Origin of the sequence: Butyrivibrio sp. XBB1001, from assembly GCF_000424505.1 — a bacterium.
In the GTDB taxonomy this organism is placed as follows: domain Bacteria; phylum Bacillota; class Clostridia; order Lachnospirales; family Lachnospiraceae; genus Butyrivibrio.
In genome coordinates, this window is the sequence record NZ_AUKA01000002.1 from 451,219 (window position 1) to 474,914 (window position 23,696).

Sequence of the window (23,696 nt, forward strand, 5' to 3'; positions counted from 1 at the left end):
CATGTCATGTAGGGCATCCATTCATCTATAGGTAGTAAGTAATGAAAGTTACTTAAAGATACGAAAGGAGATTTTCACATGATTTACTCAACAGAGGTAAAGAATATGTGCCCTGTAACTCAAGGGGTACACCATGGCGCAGCTCCCATTCCGGAAGAGGCTAAGTGGGTTAAGTCAAAAGAGATTAAGGACATTTCAGGCTATACACATGGTATTGGCTGGTGTGCTCCTCAGCAGGGTTGCTGCAAGCTTTCTCTTAATGTTAAGGATGGTATCATCCAGGAAGCTCTTGTAGAGACTATCGGATGTTCAGGAATGACACACTCAGCTGCTATGGCATCTGAGATTCTTCCAGGACTTACAGTACTTGAAGCTCTTAACACAGACCTTGTTTGTGACGCTATCAACACAGCTATGAGAGAGCTTTTCCTTCAGATCGTTTATGGTAGAACACAGTCTGCATTCTCAGAGGATGGACTTCAGATTGGTGCTGGTCTTGAGGATCTTGGTAAGGGCAACCGTTCAATGGTTGGTACAACTTACGGAACACTTGAGAAGGGACCTCGTTACCTTGAGCTTACAGATGGTTACATCACAGACATCGCTCTTGATGAGAACGATGAGATCATCGGATACAAGTATGTTAACTTTGGTAAGATGATGGACTTCATCAAGGCTGGTGATGATGCAAATACAGCTCTTGAGAAGGCTAAGGGACAGTATGGACGTGTTAATGATGCAGTTAGATGCATTGACCCAAGACACGAGTAATAGGTAAGGAGGAAAAAATAATGGCTTTATTTGAATCATATGAAAGAAGAGAGCCCCAGATCCTGGCTTGCCTTAAGGAGTATGGGATTTCTTCAATCGAAGAGTGTAGAGATATTTGTATGAATGCTGGTATCGATGTATACAAGCTTATCGAAGGCATTCAGCCAATTTGTTTTGAAAATGCAAAGTGGGCTTACACAGTAGGTGCTGCTATTGCTATCAAGAAGAACTGCCGCAAGGCTTCTGAGGCTGCTGCAGCAATCGGTATCGGTCTTCAGGCTTTCTGTATCCCTGGATCAGTTGCTGATCGTCGTAAGGTTGGTCTTGGACATGGTAACCTTGGTAAGATGCTTCTTGAAGAGGATACAGAGTGCTTCGCATTCCTTGCTGGTCACGAGTCATTCGCAGCTGCTGAGGGTGCTATCGGTATCGCTGAGAAAGCTAACAAGGTTCGTCAGAAACCTCTTCGCGTTATCCTTAACGGTCTTGGAAAAGACGCTGCTCAGATCATTTCTCGTATCAACGGCTTCACATATGTAGAGACAGAGTATGACTACTACACAGGTGAGGTTAAGGAAGTATTCAGAAAGTGCTACTCTAAGGATGCTAATTCACCTCGTGCTAAGGTTAACTGCTACGGCGCTAACGACGTTCAGGAAGGTGTTGCTATCATGTGGAAGGAGAACGTTGACGTATCTATCACAGGTAACTCAACTAACCCTACAAGATTCCAGCATCCAGTTGCAGGTACTTACAAGAAAGAGCGTGTTGAGGCTGGTAAGAAGTACTTCTCAGTTGCTTCAGGCGGCGGTACAGGACGTACACTTCACCCAGATAACATGGCTGCAGGCCCAGCTTCTTATGGTATGACAGATACTATGGGACGTATGCATTCAGATGCTCAGTTTGCTGGTTCTTCATCAGTTCCTGCTCACGTTGAGATGATGGGTCTTATCGGTGCTGGTAACAACCCTATGGTTGGTATGACTGTTTCAACAGCTGTATCTATCGAAGAGGCTGCTAAGGCTGGTAAGTTCTGATTATTCAATAAATCTGAATAATATATTGAGATTTACGCCAGTGCGTTATTTGCGCACTGGCGTTTTTGCTTTTTGGACACTATTTGTTTATATTCTTTTTAATATTTTATGCTGTCTTGTTGGTTTATAATATAATTGACGTACGATAATGCGTTTAGGTAAAAAGCATGAAAAAGCAATCAAGGGTAAGAGACATTCTGATCCTTTCGGTGCTTACGATAGTTTCCATTTTGGTTCTTTTGACACTTGAAAGTGATCTTTTTACAACAAGACCTTCAGAACATTTTAACCAGCTTGCTTCGGGGTGGTCTGTTAAGTATGGAGATAATGAATATGAGAATGTGACTCTCATTGACTTCGATATGTCTAATACAAAAAAGGGCGACATTATTTCTTTTACCAGAAATATCCCACCAACCGGGTTAAAGTCCCCTGCAATTATGTTTAAAAGCAGATTTTGTGTAATTGATGTTTATAAAGATGGTGAGCTTATCTACACCTATGGCTGGTCGGAATATAATAGCGGGCGGTATGTAGAAAAAAAATATAATATGGTTTCTCTTGGTGAGTGCAGAACTGAGCATGAACTGACTATTAGTTTTCTGATAACTGAAGATTCTGCAGTAAAGAATTTTTTCCCTGTTCATTTCGGAACAAAAAAAGAGCTGATAACATATTTCTTTCAAAATAGCAGGCTTTCAATGTTTATAGGAGGCTTTTTCTTCGTATACGCATTTGTTTTATTGTCACTTGGTCTGTACCTGTTTTTGTGCGGTAAATTCGATACATCTGTCTTTATTAGTGCAATGCTATCGCTTCTTTTAGGGACTTATACCTTTACCTATAACGATATTTTGTGCTTTGTAAGTGACAAGGAGAGGCTGTTCACTGACCTTGAATACATTTCTATGTATCTGCTGCCTCTTGCTGTTCTTATCCTTATACATGTAACACATCCCAATATAGCAAGGAATATCCAGAGTTCTCTTGCTGTAGTCAATATTTCTGTTCCTGTTATTTTCTCTATATGTCATTATACAGGGCTTATCAATTATACTCATTTTGTGACGCTTTTCCACCTGATACTGGTAATTGAAAATGTCATGGTCCTTCCTGCTCTTATAAAGGGCCTTGGAAGAGCATATAAAAGGCATAAAGAGACTGATATTTCTGTTGGCTTTTCGGCAGATAATTACCTTGTTCTTGGCTATATACTCCTGCTGATATTTATGTTCCTTGAGATAGTCAAATTCAATATTACAAGAAGCAATATCGATATCGGAGCGGATTTTTATTCCAAGATAAATTTGCTGGATCTTGGACTTTTGGGCTTTATGATATGTCTTTTTGTTTATTATTTCTTAAGCAGTATTGAACATATGAATGCCAACAGGGTAAAAGAGGAATTGGAGGGACTGGCATTTACTGATGCTCTTACTGGACTTATGAACAGGGCAAAATGTACCCAGTATTCCTATGAAATAAAAAAGCCTTACGCTGTGATAATTCTTGATCTTGACAGACTAAAAAAGGTAAATGATACTTATGGCCACCTTGAAGGCGACAAAATGTTAAAGGCTTTTGCTGATCTTTTGAAAAAAGCTTTTGTGGATGCTGACCTTATTGGAAGAACAGGTGGCGATGAATTTATGGTTGTCTATGAAAATCCTAAAGAGGGAGTATGTAAAAAGAGCATAGGCTATTTGCAGCTCTTGGTAAATGAGTATAACGAGAATGAAGCAAAAAATGAGAAGTTTACTATATCTTTTTCTTCAGGATATGCATATAGCAATGAGATAAAGGAAGATGATTTTAAGTTTGCATATTATTTGGCTGATAGCAGAATGTACAAAATGAAGGAGACCCATCATGTGTAAGAAGGCCCTTTATTTACTAATAGCCTTAATAGCATTTATCCTGATGCTTATGACAGCGCAAGCTATTATAAAGCCTAAAAGAATTGGCAAAGTAGAAGTATTACAGGATGGATGGTATGTTCGCTATAACAAAACTGAATACAATAACGTAAAGCTTTCTAATCTTAGAAGGCTTATTGGCAATGGAACATATCGAAGCGACAAAATTATTATGACTAAGACAGGAGTGGATTTCACAGCCCTTTCAGATCCTGCCCTCATGCTAGAGACTAAGTTTAGCGCCTTTATTGTGAGCATAGACGGAATGGAAATTGAGCATAAGTTTTTGACTTACTTTGAAAGAGATGAGTATGTAGGCTGTGAGAGAAACTTTGTGAATATGCCTAAAATGTCTGGAAAACATGAGATAACTATTGAACTGCTTGTAGGTGAAGATGGTGCCTATAATTATTTTGATGCTCCAGTTTTCGGAGAGTATACAGATCTTTTTATGTATGGCATCTACAATAATATGTATATTTTCATTATTTCAGCTTTTCTGGTTATCTTTGGCTTTATGTTTTTTATAATTGCTCTTGGCTTTGAAAGTAACTTCCCTGAGATAAGAATGCTGATGTTTTCAGCACTTTTATTCATCGATTTAGGAGTGTGGTTCCTTACTCAATTCAAACTCCTTAGTCTTTTTATGGAAACTGGAAGAAGGCAGACAGAGGCTGAATATATTTCTCTTTATCTTATCGTGCCACTTATGTACCTGGTCATGGGCAGTATGAGAAACTATCTAAAGAAAAAGAGATTTTTAGCTTTTTCCGCTATAGGAACCTTGCTGTCATTTCTCCCTATTTTCCTTCATTACACAGGACAAATGCATATAAATAAGCTATTGTGGCTGTATCAGATAAATGCTCTTACATTGATAGTATTTATGTTCTTTATGCTCTTTGGAGATGAGAAGAACAGGCGCATATCTCCATCACAGAGAATTCAGCTTGCGGGACAGGCTATGCTGGGAGTAGCTTTTATTGTAAATGTTTTTTTCTACTACCTTGAGGTGGCAGGAGTAATGGAGCAGATCATGCTCTCCAAGAAGATAGTACCTGTTGGAGCACTTTGCATGGTCTTTTCAACACTTGTCAATTACAATATCTATATTTCTGCATCTATTGCCAGAAAAAAAGAGTATCAGTCTCTTACTCATTATGCCTATGCAGATGGACTTACAGATATTCCTAACAGAGCAAGGTTTGAAAAATATTTAAATGATATATCCAAAAAGAATGCTGACTATTGTATTGTCAGCATTGATCTAAATGGTCTTAAAACTATTAATGATGTTCAGGGACACCTTATGGGGGACAAATACATAAGGGAATTTGCAGATATTTTAGAAGAATGTGTTGCTGGCAGGGGCTTTGTTGCAAGAACTGGTGGTGATGAATTTGTTGCTGTACTTAGTGGCGATAATCTTGAGAAGGTAGAACGCGTGATAGATGAAGTAAAAGCTGCGCTTGCTAAACTTAATCAGGAGGACCCTGAGCTTAAACGAAGCGCAGCCTTTGGCTATGCATATAGGCATGAAACTGATGGTGACAGCTGGAATGATGTATTCATGCTTGCTGACGAGAGAATGTACAAAAACAAAGCCTTTATCAAAGGAGAGTGAGTATGATCATTTGACAAAATCAGGATGATTATAGTAGAAGTCCTCTTTGAATTCCTGCTCATACTCGTTGGCAAAGCGCATTGCCTGATGAATATTGCCCTCTGTCATATCTGTATAGTAACCAATTGTGAAGAATACCCAGTTGGGATCATTTGCCTTTTCTTTTAGCTCTTTTACCTTTTCTTCAAAGCTCTTTTCCGTTGAATTAGTTGAGATAATAGCGAACTCTTCACCGTTTGATCTGTAAATGAAATCATTTTTGAAGATATCTCTTAGTATCTGGCCGGCATCGCTAAGGAGATTATTACCTGCATCATGGCCTTGCTGGATATTGACTGTTCGCAGAGTGATCAGGTTACAGAAGGCTACGCTAAATGGAGTCTTAGTCATTCTAAGCTCAAGAGCAAGTTCATCAACCTTGGTGTTCATGGCATTTCTATTCTGCACACCAGTCCTAAGGTCAAGAGAACTAAGAGTTTTAAGTTTGTCTACAAAGATATGATGAGCAACCTCTGATGCCAGGAAAAATGCCACCATTTCGATAGTGTCTTTGAATCTGGCCATCTGAGAAACATCAAAGTTAGTAATGTAGAGATAGCCAATGATCATATTCTGATGCATGAAAGGGGCAAGACAGAGATTCTTGACGTCGTTATCCCTAAGAGTCCTTACCCATGCAGGTGCTTTTGACTCGAAATCTTTCATGTCTTCTTCATTTCTTATTATGATACAATCTGTACCGGATACCAGGTCTTCCCAGGATTCTACAACTTCATAAGGGATGTTTGCAAAAACATCATGAAGGTTTTTTAGATTATTACGGACACTTTCACTTACTACCTCGAAACGGTACAAATCCTTGGATACAGTCATTATTGAAGCGGCAAAAGAATCAGTGAATTCACGAATATCTTTGGTAACGGTATTCATGGTGGTATAGAAGTCTTCATCTTTTCGCAGGTTAATGCAGGTCCTTATAACGAAGCTTGCAATATCAGGAGAGATGATAGAGTATCTGCCTGCCTCCATTTCTTTGCTGAGCTTATAAATGAACTGACAGTAGCCAGTTTTTTCATCGCCATTATTGTCGATAGGGATTATGATGTCTTCTGTCCAATATCCGTAGAGCCTTGAGGTGTCAACATAGGAGTGGTAATGTTCATTGTTCCAGGCTGCCTTGAAAAGGATATCTTCAAATTTAGGATCTCTTTTTAGCTTGGCATCATAGGTCAGTCCTTCTACATTTTCTCCTGTCATACTGAATTTATCATTGGTAGCAACCATACGAATCTCACCACAGGAGCCGTCTTTATTTTTCTCAACAGACATGATTGCACTGGGCATATTGCAAAGATTAACGATCGTTTTCAGGGTTTGATAATCGATACCAGACATTGTAGCCTCCGATAATAAGATTTTTTGTAACGACATAACGTTCATATCCCTACTATTATATAATATCATATTGTTAACTAAAAAACATTTATTTGTAATTTAATTAGTATAAAAAACATGCGCCAAGCGCCTAATAATGTAAATCATCTTCCGAAAAGGCCTAAATTGAAGTATAATTGAGTATCATATGAAGGAGGTGTGTGTATGGGAAACTATCAGGCCATTTTCTGGCTTATCCTGACTGTGGCTCTTGCAGTTATCGAGCTTGCCACACTTGGACTTATAACTATATGGTTTGCTATTGGCTCTGCTGTGGCCATGTTGGTAGCTCTTCTTGGAGGAAATATCTGGGCTCAGCTTATCAGCTTCATTATAGTTTCCACTGTGATTCTGGTAACTGTCAGACCTATTGCTTCCAAGCATTTTAATCGCAACATCAAAAAGACTAATATAGATGCGATTATTGGCAGGAAACTGATTGCCAAAACTGATATTGACAATATCAAGGGAACAGGTAAAGTAGATATGGATGGTTCTACCTGGCTTGCGGCATCCAGCATTGATGAGGTTACGATTTTTGCTGGAGAAGAGGTCAGAGTGGTACGTGTATCAGGAGCAAAGCTTATTGTTGAAAGGGAGGTTAATACATTATGATTTTTATTATTGTTCTTATCGTTCTTATTCTTGTGCTGGTGGCAGCAAATATTAAGATTGTTCCACAGGCACATTCTTATGTAGTTGAGAGACTTGGCGCTTACAAGGAAACATGGGATGTAGGTCTTCATATCAAGGTGCCTTTTATCGACAGAGTTGCCAGACAGGTTGATCTCAAGGAACAGTATTGCGATTTCCCACCTCAGCCCGTTATCACACAGGATAACGTTACAATGCAGATTGACTCTATTGTATTCTTTAGAATTTCAGATCCTATGGCTTATGCTTATGGTGTGAGAAATCCTATCGGAGCTATTGAGAATCTTACAGCAACAACACTTCGTAATGTCATTGGTTCACTTACACTTGATGAGACTCTTACTTCTAGAGATCAGATCAATGCACAGATGCAGGATGCGCTTGATATTGCAACTGACCCATGGGGTATCAAGATCACAAGAGTTGAGCTTAAAAACATCAATCCTCCAGAGCAGATCAGAGATGCCATGGAGAAACAGATGAAGGCTGAGCGTGAAAAGAGAGAAAAGATCCTCTTTGCAGAAGGTGAGAAACAGTCACAGATCACTGTTGCAGAAGGTGAGAAGCAGAGTAAGATCCTTCAGGCTGAAGCTGACAAGCAGGCTACAATCCTTAGAGCTGAAGCTGAAAGAGAAAAGAGAATCAGAGAGGCAGAAGGTCAGGCTGAGGCTATTAAGAGCGTTCAGAGGGCTAATGCTGAGGGTATCAAGATGCTTAAGGAGGCAGGAGCTGACGAATCAGTTCTTACTCTTAAGAGCCTTGAAGCATTTGAGAAGGCATCAGATGGACAGGCTACCAAGATCATTGTTCCATCAAATATTCAGGGTATTGCAGGCCTTGCTCAGTCTATCAAGGAAGTTATTAAATAAGAATCTTGATGATCCCTGGAACTTGTAATCATTGTGATCAATAGGGATTAGTGTATGTCAGATTATAAAAATAAAAGATTTAAGACAGGATCTGAGCTTGTCTTATACTTCTTAGAGGGAAGTAAAAAATTCTTTGTCTTTAGTATTATTTTTTCACTTCTTGTTACTTTTTTGGATCTGATAGGACCTAAGATAATACAGTACACTGTCGACTTTTGCATAGCTGATGCAGAGTCTGACAGTGTGCCTGTTTATTTGAAGACTATCATGGATCTTTTAGGTGGCAGGGAGTTTCTTAGAGGTCATCTTTATCTAATTGCCCTGGTTGTTGCTATAGTAGGTATTTTGGCTGCTGTTTGCAGATATATGTTCAGACTCATGAATGCTTATGGGTCAGAGACTTTGATCAAGAGAATGAGAGATAAGCTCTTTGACCATATTATGCATCTTCCATATACCTGGCATGGGGCTAATCATACAGGTGACATAATTCAGCGCTGTACATCTGATGTAGATACCATCAGGATGTTTATTTCTGAGCAGATGCTTTCACTTTTCAGGATTTTTATAAGGATTGTAATAGCCATGTATTTCATGATAGGTATCAGCATACCCATGACTATTGTTTCCGCAGCCTTTATTCCTGTTATTGTCTTATATTCGGGCTTTTTCCATAACAGAATCAGGACTGAATTTGAAAGGGCTGATACGGAGGAGGGACGACTATCAGCTACTGCCCAGGAGAACCTTACAGGAGTAAGAGTAGTAAGGGCTTTTGGAAGAGAAAAGTACGAGAAGGACAGATTTGTTAAGCAAAACGCAGAGTATACCCAAATGTGGATCGATCTTATGCGCACACTTGCAGCCTTCTGGTCTTCTAATGACCTTATATCCGGACTTCAGGTTATGCTCATAACAGTGCTTGGAGCCGTTTTCTGTGTGCAGGATTCTATTACAGTTGGTGAGTATATAGCCTTTGTTGCCTATAATTCTATGCTGGTATGGCCGGTTCGTGCTCTTGGAAGGATCATCTCTGAAATGAGTAAGGCGGGAGTATCAATAGACCGTATTGCCTACATTATGAATTCAGAGATAGAAAAGGACAAGGATGGAGCTACTGAGCCATCACTTAATGCTGATATTACTTTTGATCATGTTTCCTATGCCTATGAAAATGGCGGCGGAGATGTACTTAAGGACGTGAGCTTTACAATCAAGGCAGGATCGACCTTTGGTATTCTTGGAGGAACAGGCTCTGGAAAGTCCACTCTTATGTACCTTATGGACAGGTTATATGACCTGAAAGATGATAGTGGCAGGATTTTTGTAGGAGATACGGATATATCTGATATAAAGGCCTCTCACCTTCGTAAGAACATTGGATTTGTTCTGCAGGAGCCATTTCTTTTTAGCAGAACTCTTTCAGAGAATATTGGTATTACTCAGAATGAACTTGATATGAAGGATGTCAGAAGAGCAGCAAGGATAGCGGCTTTGGATGAGACTATTTCAGATTTTGCCAAGGGATATGACACCTACGTTGGAGAGAGAGGCGTGACCTTATCCGGAGGCCAGAAGCAGAGAACTGCAATTGCCCAGATGCTGGTTTCAAGACCTCCTGTCATGGTATTTGATGATTCGCTTTCTGCTGTTGATACTCAGACAGATGCAAGGATCAGGCAGGCTCTTTCTGAAAACACCTCGGATTCTACTGTGGTACTTATTTCTCACAGGATAATGACACTAATGCACGCTGACAACATTATTGTCCTTGACCATGGACGTATTGCTGAACAGGGAACTCACAAGCAGCTCCTTGAAAAAGACGGCATTTACAAGAAGATTTATGATATACAGATGCAGGGAACATGAACGAGAATAAAAATGTTAAACTTCCATTATTTGGAATTCCAAGACTAATTCCATACATAAAGCAGTATGCTCCCAAGATTATCTTTATGATACTTCTTGGAGTATTAAGTTCGCTCATTGATTCTATTTTCCCTATATTTAACAGATATGCTCTTGATAACTTCGTTGGGAAAAAGACCTTAGAGGGGCTTACTATATTTGTGATCCTTTATGTTGTTGTCTTAGTCATTCAGGTTATAGATAATTTCATATGCTGTTATATGTGCGGACAGGTTGAACTGTCTGTGGACAGGGATCTTCGAAATGCAGCCTTTAGCCACCTTCAGACATTATCCTTTGCTTATTTTAACCAGAATAATGTTGGCTATATCCATGCAAGAGTCATGAGTGATACTGGCAAGATTGGTGTAATGGTATCCTGGAGAATGATGGATATAGTGTGGCAGGGAGCCTATATAATCTTTGTTCTTGTGATGATGCTGGTTCTTAATGTAAAACTTGCGCTTTACGTAATGATACTTGTTCCGATAGCTGTTGTACTTGTAATGTACTTCCAGGCAAAACTCGTTGTATTAAACCGCAAGATAAGAGAGATAAATTCTACTATAACCAGTAATTTTAATGAGGGAATAACTGGAGCAAGAGCTATAAAGACTCTTGTTGTAGAGGACAAGATCCAAAGGGACTTTGAAGAGGATACTACCAAGATGCGTTCCACTTCAATTCATGCAACCCATTATTCAGCTTTCTTTACATCAGCTATTACGATGATGAGCTCAATAGCTCTTTCACTGGTTCTCTGGAGGGGTGGTATCATAACTCTTGACGGAGTGATACAGATTGGAACTTTGTCTGTATTTTTGTCTTACGCTTTGGGACTTATGGAGCCTGTTCAGAATGTAATAGTAACTTTATCTGAGCTTATAGCTGTTCAGGTAAATGTTGAGAGACTTACAAGGCTTCTTGAGACAGAGTCTGATGTTGCAGACAGGCCTGAAGTTATCGAGAAATACGGCGATACTTTTAATCCCAGGAAGGAAAACTGGGAAGAACTTATAGGCGATGTGGAATTTAAGGATGTTACATTTAAGTATCCTGATGGTGATGAGTACGTTCTAACGCACTTTAATCTCAAAGTTCCCCAGGGAACAAATGTGGCTATAGTGGGAGAGACAGGTGCAGGTAAATCGACACTGGTAAATCTTGTGTGCAGATTCTTTAAGCCTACATCAGGCCAGATACTTATTGATGGCCGGGATGCAGCGGACAGGTCACAGCTATGGCTTCATTCAAACATTGGCTATGTTCTTCAGACGCCTCATCTTTTCTCGGGTACTGTAAGGGATAATCTCAAATACGGCAATCCTGACGCCACTGAGGAGAAAATCTGGGAGGCTTTAAGGCTAGTCTCGGCAGATGGCATTGTAAAAAGGATGGACAAAGGACTTGACAGTGATGTGGGAGAGGATGGAGGAATGCTCTCAACTGGCGAGAAGCAGCTTTTATCTTTTGCCAGAGCTCTTTTAGCAGATCCCAAGATACTTGTTCTTGATGAGGCGACAGCATCCATTGATACAGTAACTGAGAAGGCTATCCAGGATGCCATAGAGATCGTGACTAAGGGCAGAACTTCTTTTGTTATAGCCCACAGGCTATCTACCATTGTTGATGCTGACATTATTCTTGTTGTCAATGATGGCAAGATAATTGAGCGGGGAACTCACAAGGAACTTATGGCCATGCACGGTTATTACTACGATCTATTTACTAAACAATTTGACGAAGCAAGTACTGATGCTGTATTTGAGTAAGTTTTTGTTTCATCATCGGAGATTTTATGGATATAGCGGTATTTAGCGACATACATGGGAATTATAGTGCTTTGCAGGCATGCATAGATCATGCAATGGGTAAGGGAATCACGAATTTCCTTCTCCTGGGTGACTATGTCACAGATTGCCCAAATCCTCAAAAGACCATGGAGCTTATCTATGTTCTTAAACAGTACTTTAATACCTACATTATCAGGGGAAACAGAGAAGAATACCTTTTAAACTACAGAAGAAATGGTGAAGGCAATTGGAGAAAGGGCTCGGCTTCAGGAGCTCTTTTGTACACCTACGAAAATCTCACTGACAAGGATTTTAACTTTTTTGAATCATTGCCCAACTATGGAACCTTTGAGATGAAGGGCTTTCCTTTTTTTGAATATTGTCACGGGTCTCCAACAGAGACGGCAGAGCTTCTCTATAAGGAAAAGAGAAACACCAAAAAGGTATTGTCTCACCTAAAGACGGGATATCTTTTGCATGGTCATACCCATGTGCAGGAAACCTATATATATAGGGGGAAAAAGGCAATTAATCCTGGCTCTGTGGGAATTCCATGGTACCATGATGGGAAGACCCAGTTCTGCATACTTCACGGCAATGGTAAGACCTGGGAAGAAGAGCTTATCCAGCTTGATTACAATAGAAAGGAAATAATAAGGGCCTTTAAAAATTCTGAGATATGTCAGTACGCACCTGCTTGGGCTGCAGTTTCAATGCATACTATAAGGACTGGAATTGATCTTAATCAGACAGTTCTTTTACGGGCCATGAGGCTGTGCGAGCAGGAGAGAGGTACTGTGAAATGGCCGAATATTCCTGAAAAATACTGGGCAATTGCCCTAAAAGAAAATTATATAGACTTACATGGTAAGGAGATTCCCCATAGTGAGGACTAAACTATGGGGATGTTGATTGTTATGACATCTAAAGTGAGTGATAAAAAAGTAAAAAGACTAATGCTGGGCGTGATCGTAGTATTTTTGATCACTTGTTTTCTTGAGATATTTGTTTTTAATTTCTCAAGGTTTCGAACAATGAATTCATCTGCAATGCCGATTGCTGATTATTTTTCTGTAAACGGGGGAGAGAGCGTAGCTACTGAAGTCTATACAGTAAATGGCCCTGTAAGGAATGTGTATGCCAATATTGCTGTTGAGAACGGAGATGAGGCATATGTCAGCGTGTGGATGACAGATGCAGGCAACAAATATGAGTATGGTACACCTGAATTTGTTGTCTGTAATGGATCCTTTAGAAGCAGATTTTCTAACGTATATCCCTTTGGAGATGTGAAGAATATATATGTTATTGTACGAGCCGCAGATGGAACAGTTGCTCATGTAAAAGATATTACTATCAACCGCAGAGTCCCCTTTGATATTAAGCCTTTAAGGGCTCTTGTGATATTTTTTGTGCTGACCCTTGGGTATCTGATATTTACTGATTCATTTATTCATGATGTTTATTTTGAGCATGGAAACAAGAGGCAGATAGCTTTAACTTTATTTGTCATGCTTCTTATCATGGCTCTTGGAGGATTTCTTAATAAGGCAGATACTGCTCTTGTACAAAATCCTTACTGGCCTCATCACAAGCAGTATCAGGAGCTGGCCCATAGCCTTAAGGAGGGTAGTGTAATACTCACAGAAAAAGAAGTTGATGAAAGGCTTCTTGAAGTGGAGAATCCTTACGACACTATTACTCTTCAGGCAGAGGGCATTCCCTATGCCATGGATTATGCCTACTATGAGGGGCATTATTATGCTTATTTTGGCATTGTTCCTGAGCTTTTATTGTATTATCCTTACTATCTTTTGACAGGGCGAGACCTTCCAAATTACAGGGCAATTTATGCCTTCTTTCTTGTGTTTGTGGCAGGTTCGTTTTTGCTTGTGACGGGGCTTGTCAGAAAATACAGTAAAAGGATGCCATATCTTTTATACCTTCTTTTGTGCGTAGCGGTTTCTCTTACTGCCAATTTTGTCTTTCTTGTAGCAAGGCCGGATATTTATGATGTGCCCATAATTGGTGGTATAGGCTTTTCTTTTGCGGGAATAGGCTTGTGGCTTGAAGCATTAAATACAAATAGACTGTGGCTTAAGAGATTTTCTATTACACTTGGAAGCTTATTTGTTGCGCTTGTTGCGGGATGCAGGCCGCAGCTGGTCTTATTGTCAGGAGTTGCAGTGATACTGTTTTTGTTTGACGAGGGCCTTGGTAAGAGAAAACTCTTTTCCAGAAAAAGCGTGATTGAAACAGTACTGTTTTTCCTTCCTATAATCGCGGTTGCTATTCCAGTATGCTGGTATAATGCTGCCAGATTTGGAAATATCCTGGACTTTGGAGCCACGTATTCTCTGACTTCAAACGATATGAATAACAGAGGCTTTAACTTTGACAGGCTATTTAGAAGTCTTTACTATTTCCTGTTCCAGCCACCAGTTGTGAATGCGGATTATCCATTTATTCATTCTGCTGATCTGTCAGGTAATTACATGGGAAGACTTTTGTATGAGTATAACTACGGCGGAATCTTTGTGGCCAATGCTTTTATGTTCTCGATTTGGGCTTTTCTATTAAAGGGCGGCAGAAGATTAGAGGGAGCAGTAAAGGGACTTGTAATCTATCTTGTAGTTGTAGGACTTATAATTGCAGGCTTTGATGCCAATGGTGCCGGAATTATCTATAGATATACCTGCGATTTTGCTCCGGCTTTTGTTCTAGCAGCAGCTCTTTTATGGATTGTATTTCTGGACAGGTCAAGGGGCCTTATAGACTATACTTTTGCCAGCAGATTCTTTTATGTTTGCGTTGTTCTGACTCTTGTATATAGCTTTTTGACCTTTGTTGGATCAGGAAGCACAGTGTGTCTTGAAAATGATAATAAAGTACTCTTTAATGTTATAGGAGATTATTTCAGGTTCTAAGTTGTAGCAGATCATACAGATATTAAAGGGCTGAATTTAGTCAATAGATGATATTTTGGAAGACTGATCGTCTTTATTGTGGAAGGAGAGTGTAATGTTTTGATAGATACTAAGACATCAAAAGTATTTAGGGGCATAGCAATTTTGATGGTAATAGCATCTCACTATGCAGGCTGGATGTACACTGAGTCTTTTAATGAATCACTTAGAGTGTGGATTTCAACCTGGGGAATTTACGGCGTTGACATTTTCTTTTTGCTCTCAGGCTATGGACTTGTTAAGTCATACCAAAAGAGTGGTATTAATAAAGGATTTGTTATAAAGCGCATTATGAACAGCTACGTGCCATATATTTTGATAGCTGGATTTTTAGCTGTTTTGGACAAGCATATAGATAGCTTTGGGGCTTTGGTCAAGCTTCTTATTGGCTATGACTACTGGTTTATGTGTGTCCTCTTTGCTTTATATATTATGTTCATGTTGTTCTACAGATTTGGAGGAAGGGCAAAAGAAATCCTTCTAACTCTCGGTGTTATTGGCTTTTCATATTGGCTGTATAATAAACCTGAGTTTCAGGATTTTTGGTTTCTTTCAAATGGAGCATTTCTTCTTGGAGTTTATGGGGCGACCCTTGAAAGTAAGCTTGGAGATAAACTAAAAAGTGCTATAATAAAGTCGAATTTAGCGTTTATTTCTTTTGCTGTAATGGTTATATGTGCTTTTTGGCATGTGTTTGGAGGAGCCCTAGCAGCTCATCTGTGCGCCAGCATAATGTTTGCGCTTATGACGATGGGGCTTTGCGTGCAGTTTAAGGGAGAGGGCTTTGTACTACCTACGATTGGAACTTATTCACTGTATGTTTACCTAGTGCACACAAGGCTTTTTTGGAAGTTTGTGGCCTACAAGGAGAGCTGGTCTTATTTTAAGGGGGCTGTGATAGCAGGCCTTATAACACTTGCTTTTGCAGTGGTACTTGGCTTTTTAATAGAGTTTTGCCTGGGGAAGGTAACTAATTTTCTTATTGGGAAGAAAAAATAGTTTTGAGTTGCCTATTTAAGTAGAAATAGGATCAAAGAATCGAAGTGATGGAAATGAAAGAGAAAAGAATTGGTATTATGAATTTGAAGTTTTGTAAATTGGTAACTGTTATGGCGCTATGTGCCAATCTAGTAATGACAGGCTGTGGAAGTTCAAGGCCCCTACAGGAAAACGGAGCTGAAAGTGCCAGTGAAGCCAGTAGTATGACCTCTATAGAGAGTGCATCTGAGAATTCTTCTGATGTTGCAGATGGAGATACATCAGATGAAAATGCGGATGGCAGAAATGGCGACCATAGCAGCAATCAGGCCTCTTCTGCTGCTAGCGGAGCTTCTGATGAGGATGAAGCAAATGTTGAAAGTTCTGATAATGGAATTGTAATAGATACTAAGGTTGATAAAACAAAGATCACATATTTTGATGAGCCTGTGACTATGTATTCCCAGAGAGCACTTAATGTTCGCTCGGGCCCATCAACAGAATATGATATTTATGGCTATCTTGAATATAATACAGAGGTTCAGGTACTGGGCCAGTATGATAAAAATGGATGGTATCTGATAGAGTTCTTTGGCGGGGAAGCTTTTGCAAGCAATAGATTTATTGCTGAGACTGAGGTTGATCTTGCTGCATTAAAGGCACAGCAGGAAGCAGAAGCCCTTGCTGCTATTGAAGCCCAGAAAGCTGCACAGCAGGCGGCAGCACAGCAGGCACCTGCTCAGCAAGCAGCTCAGACTCAGACACAGCCAGCTCAGGCTGCAGCACCGGCCTCTCCAGCTCCAGTTGCTGCTCCTGCAGGAGTTCTTTTTATAGGTGATTCCAGATGTGTTCAGATGAAGGCTGCTGTAGATGGCGGAGGATGTTCTTGGATATGTGAGAACGCCAAGGGCTATGTATGGCTCAATGACACTGCAATTGCCCGGGCTGATGCAATTGTGGGAAAGGGCACAAAGGTAGTTATCTGCCTTGGAGTCAATGATACTGGCAATATAGATAACTATGCTAATCTTGTTAATGCCTATGCTGCGGTGTGGGCCCAGAGAGGTGCAAAAACCTATTTCTGCTCAGTAAATCCAGTATGGGAGAATCCATATAGAACAGAAGAGCAGGTTAAGGCCTTTAATAGCGCAATGCCAGGTAAGCTTGCTGGCATTACCTGGCTAGATACTCATTCCTGGCTTGAGACCAATGGCTACAGACTTGTAGATGGTCTTCACTACGATGGAAATACTTATATTAACTTGTTTAACTACATAATAGGTCAGATCTGATCATTAACAAAAAATTATGCTAGATAGTTGTATCCATTCCAAGGGTGGTGTCAGCATTTTGAGTCTTGGTGCCATCTTTGTCATAGGTTGCAGTTTCATCCTGCTTCTTTAACTTCTGCAAAAGCTCAGATTGGTAAACACTTCCGGAGCCCTTTACGTTGCTAAGGTGGCTATCAAGAAAATTGGTCTTTGATGAGGAGCTGGATTTCTTGGAGGAACTGGTTGCTGATGAAGAGCTTGTGTTTGCAGCATTGTCTACAGCAGTCGTAGTAGAACCAGTCTCTCTATAGGCGTTAAGAGCCGTCTTGTTTCCAACTTTTTTTACATATGATTTCATAAGGGAACCATAAGAGCCATTCTTGATGCTTGCATAGTCACCAATAAGACCACTCATGCTGGACATATAATCGAATTTACCAGATAAACTTGAAAAGAAATTTGTGCTCATTGACTCACCTCCTTGAGAGCTATTGGAGCTTTTAAAAACTGTTTCAGAAAATCCTTTTCTGAAAAATGCGTACACTTTCTTATGATTATTATTGGCCAAAGGTAATCATAAAGCAATTAAACCAGAATAAAATAATCTTAAATTATGCTTAACTGCATTGAAATATTGCATCACTCCTTGTATAGACGAATAATTATCTTGAATTGACTTCCCATTTGCTCTGAGGAGATATGTGCTACAATAATAAAGTGCTGTCAGATTCTTTTGCTTACTTGATGATGACGGCGCAAACAGCAAGAACAAAGAGGAAAAGGAGAAAAGTTATGGAACAAAAGAAAAATAGTTGGGTGAGTGCCCTTATCATTGGAATCAGTGTTATGGTAAGCTGTGTTGCAATTGCTTTTGGACTTTCACATTTCAGGTCAGAAAGTACACATACGATCACAGCTACAGGCAGCGCAAGCGTGGATTTTGAGTCAGATATCATAATCTGGCGCGGCTCATTTTCAAGAACAGCCTGGACATCCCAGGAAGCATACACTGCAATCAAAAATGATGCAGACCTTGTTAAGAACTATCTTACAAGTAATGGAATCACAGAGGATGAGATTGTATTTGACTCTGTAGATATTCGTAGAACCTATCATGACAACTATGATGACAACGGCAATTACATAGGCTCTGAGGCTGATGGCTATGAGCTTACACAGAGCGTTACAGTATCATCATCAAATCTTGATGTAGTTGAAAAAATATCTCGAGATATTTCCAGCCTTCTTGATAAGGGAGTAGAGCTTACATCAGGTTCTCCTGAATACTATTATTCAGACCTTGATGCTCTTAAGCTTGACCTTATTGATAAGGCATCTATAAATGCCAAGGACAGGATTGATATTATTGCCAAGAATACAGGAGCAGATCTTGGCAAACTCAAGAACTCAAGCCTTGGCGTTTTCCAGATAACTGCCAAGAATTCTGGCACCAGCAGTTATTCTTATGACGGAGCATTTGATACAGATTCCAGATATAAGACAGCATCTATAACAGTTAAACTTGAGTATGACCTTAAATAACTTGACTTTTTATAATAATAGCACTAATATTAGTTCTTAGAGATTAGCACTCAATAAAACAGAGTGCTAACAGATTTAAAAAATACTGAATTTTTCATATAAGGAGGCTTTATTATGAAGTTAGAACCACTTGCAGACAGAGTTGTGCTTAAGGCGCTTGAGGCTGAAGAGACTACAAAATCAGGAATCGTTCTTCCTGGAGCTGAGAAGGAGAAGCCACAGCAGGCAGAGGTTATTGCTGTAGGTCCTGGCGGAGTAGTAGATGGCAAGGAAGTTAAGATGCAGGTTAAAAAGGGTGACAATGTCATCTATTCTAAATATGCAGGAACAGAAGTTAAACTTGATGATGAGACATTCATCATTGTTAAGCAGAACGACATCCTCGCAATCATTAAATAAGCTAATAAAAATAATTTAAATATTTGGAGGCAATAAAAATGGCAAAGACAATTAAGTACGGCGCTGACGCCCGCACAGCTATGGTAGAAGGCGTTAATAAGCTTGCAGATACAGTAAGAGTTACAATTGGACCTAAGGGAAGAAATGTAGTTCTTGATAAATCTTATGGTGCACCTACAATCACAAACGATGGTGTTACTATTGCAAAAGAGATCGAGCTTGAGGATGCTTATGAGAACATGGGCGCTCAGCTTGTTAAGGAAGTTGCTACAAAGACTAACGATGTAGCAGGTGATGGTACAACAACAGCTACTGTCCTTGCACAGGCTATGATCAATGAAGGTGTTAAGAACCTTGCAGCTGGTGCTAACCCAATCGTACTTAGAAAAGGTATGAAGAAGGCTACAGACACAGCAGTTGAGTCTATCAGCAAGATGGCTACAAAGGTTAAGGGTAAAGAGCAGATCATGAGAGTAGCAGCAGTTTCATCAGGTGATGATGAAGTTGGACAGATGATCGCTGATGCTATGGAGAAGGTTTCTAACGATGGTGTTATCACAATCGAAGAGTCCAAGACAATGCAGACTGAGCTTGACCTTGTAGAAGGTATGCAGTTCGACAGAGGATATATCTCAGCTTACATGGCTACAGATATGGACAAGATGGAAGCTACACTTGATGATCCTTTCATCCTTATTACAGACAAGAAGATTTCTAACATTCAGGATATCCTTCCACTTCTTGAGCAGATTGTTAAGACAGGTTCTAAGCTCCTTATCATTGCTGAGGATGTTGAGGGTGAGGCTCTTACAACTCTTATTGTTAACAAGCTTCGTGGAACATTCAATGTAGTAGCTGTTAAGGCACCAGGTTATGGCGACCGCAGAAAGGCTATGCTTGAGGATATCGCAATCCTTACAGGCGGTAAGGTTATTTCTTCTGACCTTGGCCTTGAGCTTAAGGATACAACAATGGATGACCTTGGACGTGCTAAGAGCATCAAGGTTGAGAAAGAAAAGACAACTATCGTTGACGGTCTTGGCAACAAGGATGAGATCAAGGCAAGAGTTGCTCAGATCAAGAAGCAGATTGAAGATACAACATCTGATTTCGATAGAGAAAAGCTCCAGGAGAGACTTGCTAAGCTTGCTGGTGGCGTTGCAGTTATCAGAGTTGGTGCTGCTACAGAGACAGAGATGAAGGAAGCTAAGTACAGAATGGAAGATGCTCTTAATGCTACTAGAGCTGCTGTAGAAGAGGGTATCATCTTTGGTGGTGGTTCAGCTTATATCCACGCTTCCAAGGAAGTTGCTAAGCTCGTTGATTCTCTTGAAGGCGACGAGAAGACAGGTGCTAAGGTTGTTCTTAAGGCACTTGAAGCTCCTTTATTCCACATCGCTAACAACGCTGGTCTTGACGGATCTGTTATCGTTAACAAGGTTAAAGAGTCCAAGCAGGGCATTGGCTTTAACGCATATACAGAAGAGTATGTAGATATGGTTAAGGATGGAATCATTGATCCTGCTAAGGTTACAAGATCAGCTCTTCAGAACGCAACATCTGTTGCATCAAGCTTCCTTACTACAGAGGCTGCTGTAGCAACAGTTAAAGAGCCAGTTCCTCCAATGCCAGCAGGTGGCGCCGGCATGGGCATGGGCATGTAAGCGATAACGAGCCAAACTCGAACAGGTAAATATGGATTTAAGTCACGATAGTGACTTCGTAAGTAAAAATGCAGTGTCTCAAGCTTGCTTGAAAGGCACTGCATTTTTATTTGCGAATAAGCTGCGTTAGCAGCGATAATCCATATTTGACTGTGAGAGCTTGGCGACAACGGACGACAGGGAAATCACGAAGTGATTTTCCTGTATGAGCGATACTCACAAAAGCCTTGGCGACTGGGATGCTGCACTAAACTCGGAAGAACCTCGTTAAGTGCCCACCCATGGCTCGCACTAAGTTTAGAGTGAGCGATAAACCGCATTAAAACACCCTAAATATAATTTGTTGCCCCCTAAAAACTTATGTAATAGAATGTTAATTAAAGTTTCATTTTATTTTTATTTTTGGGGGGACAATGAGTAGTTCAAGTTCTAAAAATGGTAGTAATGCCATGCTTAAAATTTGCGCTTTTATCGTTGATAAGCGCAATCTTTTTTTCTTAATTTACGCGATTCTATGCATATTCTGCGCGGTTTCAAGAAACTGGGTCAAGGTAGAAAATGAAATAGCAGCCTACTTACCTGCAACTAGTGAGACCAGAATGGGACTGGATCTAATGGAGGAGCAGTTTACAACCTATGGTTCAGTTAAGGTCATGGTTGCAAATATTTCCTATGAGCAGGCCCTGAGAATTCAGGAAGACATCGAGTCAATAGATGGAGTATTTTCAGCAGACGTTGATGATACTGACAAACACTACAATAACGGTAGTGCTCTTTTTGATATAACTTTTAACTACGATGAAGATGATGAGAACTGCCTTGAACTTCTTGCGCAGGTTCAGGACTATTTTGCAGATTATGATTCCTATATTTCAACCTCATTAGGTGATACTCATTCTAAGCAGATACAGAGCGAGATGAGTGTTATTTCTATCATGGTTGTATTTGTTGTTATCATAGTACTTCTCTTTGCATGTCAGGCTTATGCTGAGGTTCCTGTTCTTCTTTTGACCTTCGGAAGCGCAGCACTTATAGCTATGGGAACCAATTTCCTTCTTGGCACAATTTCTTTTGTATCAGATTCTGTGGCAATTGTTTTGCAGCTGGCCCTTTCTGTAGACTATGCCATTATTCTTCTTAACAGATACAAGGAAGAGAGGGCTAATCTCCCTGTAAGAGAAGCCTGTATCGTTTCGCTTTCCAAATCAATTCCTGAGATATCAGGAAGTTCGCTTACTACAATTGGTGGCCTTCTTGCCATGATTTTCATGCAGTTTGGAATTGGTAAGGATTTGTCTGTGGTTCTTATTAAGGCTATTCTTCTTAGCCTTTTGTCAGTATTTCTTTTGATGCCTGGTCTTATCATGATATTTGCAGGTCTCATGGAGAGAACTCAGCACAGGAACTTTATTCCTAAGATTCCATTTGTAGGAAGGTTTGCATATGCTTCAAGATTTTTCGTGGCACCTCTTTTTGTGGTGATACTTCTTGCTGCTAATTATATATGCCACTTTACCCCTTATGTATATGGATATACCAAGATCATTCCTCCTATTACCAATGAAGTTCAGGCTGCTCAGAATTTGCAGAATGAGAATTTTAAGACTGATAATATGGTAGCTCTTGTTTTTCCTTCGGGAGATTATGAGAAAGAAAAGCTCCTTATTCAGGATCTTTTGCTGAATGGAAATGTGTCTTCTGTTACAGGTCTTGCCAATACGGAGGCTATGAACGGATATACATTGACTGATAAGCTTACACCCAGACAGTTTTCCGAGCTTATTGATATTGACTTTGAAATAGCTGAGCTGGTTTATGCAGCTTATGCAGTCAACGATGAAGATTATGCCAAGGCTGTAAATGGGCTTGATAACTACAAAGTTCCGCTTATTGATATGCTGATGTTCATTTATCAGGAAGTTGATGATGGATATGTAACTCTTGATGATGACCTAATGGAAACCTTAGAAGATGCTAACAAGATGATGGAATTTGCCAAGAAACAGCTTCAGGGTGAGGAGTATTCCAGAATATTGGTGTACCTTAACTCGGAAGAAGAGTCTGATGAGAGCTACTACTTTATTGATACTCTGCACAAGATTACAGAGAAGTATTATCCAGAGGACCAAATTTATGTAGTTGGTAATTCTGTGAGTCAGTATGATCTTAAGAAATGCTTTTCAAGGGACAACAAGGTAACTGGCATTATTTCTGTACTTGCAGTACTTATAGTTTTGCTCTTTACCTTTAAATCAGCTGGAATGCCGGTCCTTTTGATAGCGGTTATCCAGGGCTGTATCTGGCTTAACTTTGGAATACCTGCCATTACTCACGATAACATTTTCTTTTTGGGATATCTTATCGTAAGTTCAATCCAGATGGGCGCCAATATCGACTATGCCATAGTTATTGCAGGCAGGTATATTGAGCTTCGCGGTACTACCGGTAAAAGAGAAGCTATTATCAATACCATGAATTTGTCATTTCCTACAATCATCACATCAGGAACCATGATGGCTATGTCGGGAATACTGATTGGAAAGATGACTTCAGACTGTGTTATCTACAGTATTGGTAAGGCCCTTGGAAGAGGAACAATTATTTCCATTATTGTCACTATGTTTGTTCTTCCTCAGATACTTCTTGTGGGAGATAAGATCATTGAACTTACTGCATTTGTCATGAATGTTCCAATTCAGAACAAACAGATGTCTGGAACAATGCGTATTGATGGATATGTCAGGGGCAAGATTGACGGAACTATAAATGGCGTGGTCCATGGCGTTGTTAAGGGAGATGTCAGCGCCTTTATCGAAAATAAGGATATTGAACTCATAGAAGAAAATTTAGAGGAGGGGGCATAA

18 protein-coding genes are annotated in these 23,696 nt (G+C 40.0%); 16 read left to right on the top strand and 2 right to left on the bottom strand.

Annotated features, from left to right (window positions below; translation table 11 throughout):
• Positions 1-78: 78 nt before the first annotated feature.
• The 4 genes from G631_RS0104765 (at position 79) to G631_RS0104780 (ending at position 5,351) form a co-directional block, all read left to right on the top strand.
• Entirely contained in the window at positions 79-771 is a 693-nt protein-coding gene (locus tag G631_RS0104765) for an iron-sulfur cluster assembly scaffold protein (protein ID WP_022765395.1), read from the top strand.
• A 20-nt stretch (positions 772-791) separates the two neighbouring features.
• On the top strand, positions 792-1,811 hold the full coding sequence (locus tag G631_RS0104770; protein WP_026488485.1) for a GGGtGRT protein: 1,020 nt from the start codon (positions 792-794) through the stop codon (positions 1,809-1,811).
• A gap of 167 nt (positions 1,812-1,978) precedes the next feature.
• On the top strand, positions 1,979-3,688 hold the full coding sequence (locus G631_RS0104775) for a GGDEF domain-containing protein (RefSeq protein WP_026488486.1): 1,710 nt from the start codon (positions 1,979-1,981) through the stop codon (positions 3,686-3,688).
• A complete protein-coding gene (locus tag G631_RS0104780) occupies positions 3,681-5,351 on the top strand; it encodes a GGDEF domain-containing protein (RefSeq protein ID WP_026488487.1) in 1,671 nt (556 codons plus the stop codon). The genes G631_RS0104775 and G631_RS0104780 overlap by 8 nt, the downstream gene beginning before the upstream one ends.
• 6 nt (positions 5,352-5,357) lie before the next feature.
• On the opposite strand, the gene G631_RS0104785 is transcribed toward G631_RS0104780, so the two are convergent.
• The gene (locus G631_RS0104785; RefSeq protein ID WP_207637875.1) at positions 5,358-6,782 is read right to left on the bottom strand and encodes a GGDEF domain-containing protein; all 1,425 of its coding nucleotides are present in this window, start codon (positions 6,780-6,782) and stop codon (positions 5,358-5,360) included.
• 168 nt (positions 6,783-6,950) lie between these two features.
• Here G631_RS0104785 and G631_RS0104790 point away from each other — a divergent pair, with 168 nt between their 5' ends.
• The 8 genes from G631_RS0104790 to G631_RS0104825 all read left to right on the top strand — a co-directional run bounded on the left by G631_RS0104790 (position 6,951) and on the right by G631_RS0104825 (position 17,248).
• Positions 6,951-7,400, top strand: coding sequence for an NfeD family protein (locus G631_RS0104790; RefSeq protein WP_026488489.1), 450 nt, complete (start codon positions 6,951-6,953; stop codon positions 7,398-7,400).
• The gene (locus G631_RS0104795; RefSeq protein ID WP_026488490.1) at positions 7,397-8,308 is read left to right on the top strand and encodes an SPFH domain-containing protein; all 912 of its coding nucleotides are present in this window, start codon (positions 7,397-7,399) and stop codon (positions 8,306-8,308) included. Before G631_RS0104790 ends, G631_RS0104795 begins: the two co-directional genes overlap by 4 nt.
• Before the next feature lie 54 nt (positions 8,309-8,362).
• The gene (locus G631_RS0104800; protein WP_026488491.1) at positions 8,363-10,180 is read left to right on the top strand and encodes an ABC transporter ATP-binding protein; all 1,818 of its coding nucleotides are present in this window, start codon (positions 8,363-8,365) and stop codon (positions 10,178-10,180) included.
• Positions 10,177-11,991: an ABC transporter ATP-binding protein gene (locus tag G631_RS0104805; protein WP_026488492.1), complete on the top strand. Its 1,815-nt coding sequence runs from the start codon at positions 10,177-10,179 to the stop codon at positions 11,989-11,991. The genes G631_RS0104800 and G631_RS0104805 overlap by 4 nt, the downstream gene beginning before the upstream one ends.
• A 26-nt stretch (positions 11,992-12,017) precedes the next feature.
• A complete protein-coding gene (locus G631_RS18010) occupies positions 12,018-12,908 on the top strand; it encodes a metallophosphoesterase family protein (RefSeq protein ID WP_051196842.1) in 891 nt (296 codons plus the stop codon).
• Positions 12,909-12,911: 3 nt separating this feature from the next.
• Positions 12,912-14,939, top strand: a complete 2,028-nt coding sequence (locus G631_RS0104815) for a hypothetical protein (RefSeq protein ID WP_026488493.1) — start codon at positions 12,912-12,914, stop codon at positions 14,937-14,939.
• A 99-nt stretch (positions 14,940-15,038) separates the two neighbouring features.
• Entirely contained in the window at positions 15,039-15,977 is a 939-nt protein-coding gene (locus G631_RS0104820; protein ID WP_026488494.1) for an acyltransferase family protein, read from the top strand.
• Positions 15,978-16,030: 53 nt separating this feature from the next.
• Positions 16,031-17,248: an SH3 domain-containing protein gene (locus G631_RS0104825; RefSeq protein ID WP_207637876.1), complete on the top strand. Its 1,218-nt coding sequence runs from the start codon at positions 16,031-16,033 to the stop codon at positions 17,246-17,248.
• 19 nt (positions 17,249-17,267) lie between these two features.
• On the opposite strand, the gene G631_RS0104830 is transcribed toward G631_RS0104825, so the two are convergent.
• Complete coding sequence (locus G631_RS0104830; RefSeq protein WP_026488496.1) at positions 17,268-17,696, bottom strand: hypothetical protein; 429 nt, start codon at positions 17,694-17,696, stop codon at positions 17,268-17,270.
• Positions 17,697-18,019: 323 nt separating this feature from the next.
• On the opposite strand from G631_RS0104830, the gene G631_RS0104835 reads away from it, so the two are divergent.
• The 4 genes from G631_RS0104835 (at position 18,020) to G631_RS18015 (ending at position 23,696) form a co-directional block, all read left to right on the top strand.
• A complete protein-coding gene (locus G631_RS0104835; protein WP_081671246.1) occupies positions 18,020-18,769 on the top strand; it encodes an SIMPL domain-containing protein in 750 nt (249 codons plus the stop codon).
• Between the two features lie 114 nt (positions 18,770-18,883).
• Positions 18,884-19,168 (top strand): co-chaperone GroES, encoded by a 285-nt coding sequence (locus tag G631_RS0104840; RefSeq protein WP_026488498.1) that lies wholly within the window; start codon positions 18,884-18,886, stop codon positions 19,166-19,168.
• Positions 19,169-19,206: 38 nt separating this feature from the next.
• Entirely contained in the window at positions 19,207-20,832 is a 1,626-nt protein-coding gene (gene groL, locus G631_RS0104845; protein WP_026488499.1) for a chaperonin GroEL, read from the top strand.
• Positions 20,833-21,245: 413 nt separating this feature from the next.
• The gene (locus tag G631_RS18015; protein WP_035789313.1) at positions 21,246-23,696 is read left to right on the top strand and encodes an MMPL family transporter; all 2,451 of its coding nucleotides are present in this window, start codon (positions 21,246-21,248) and stop codon (positions 23,694-23,696) included.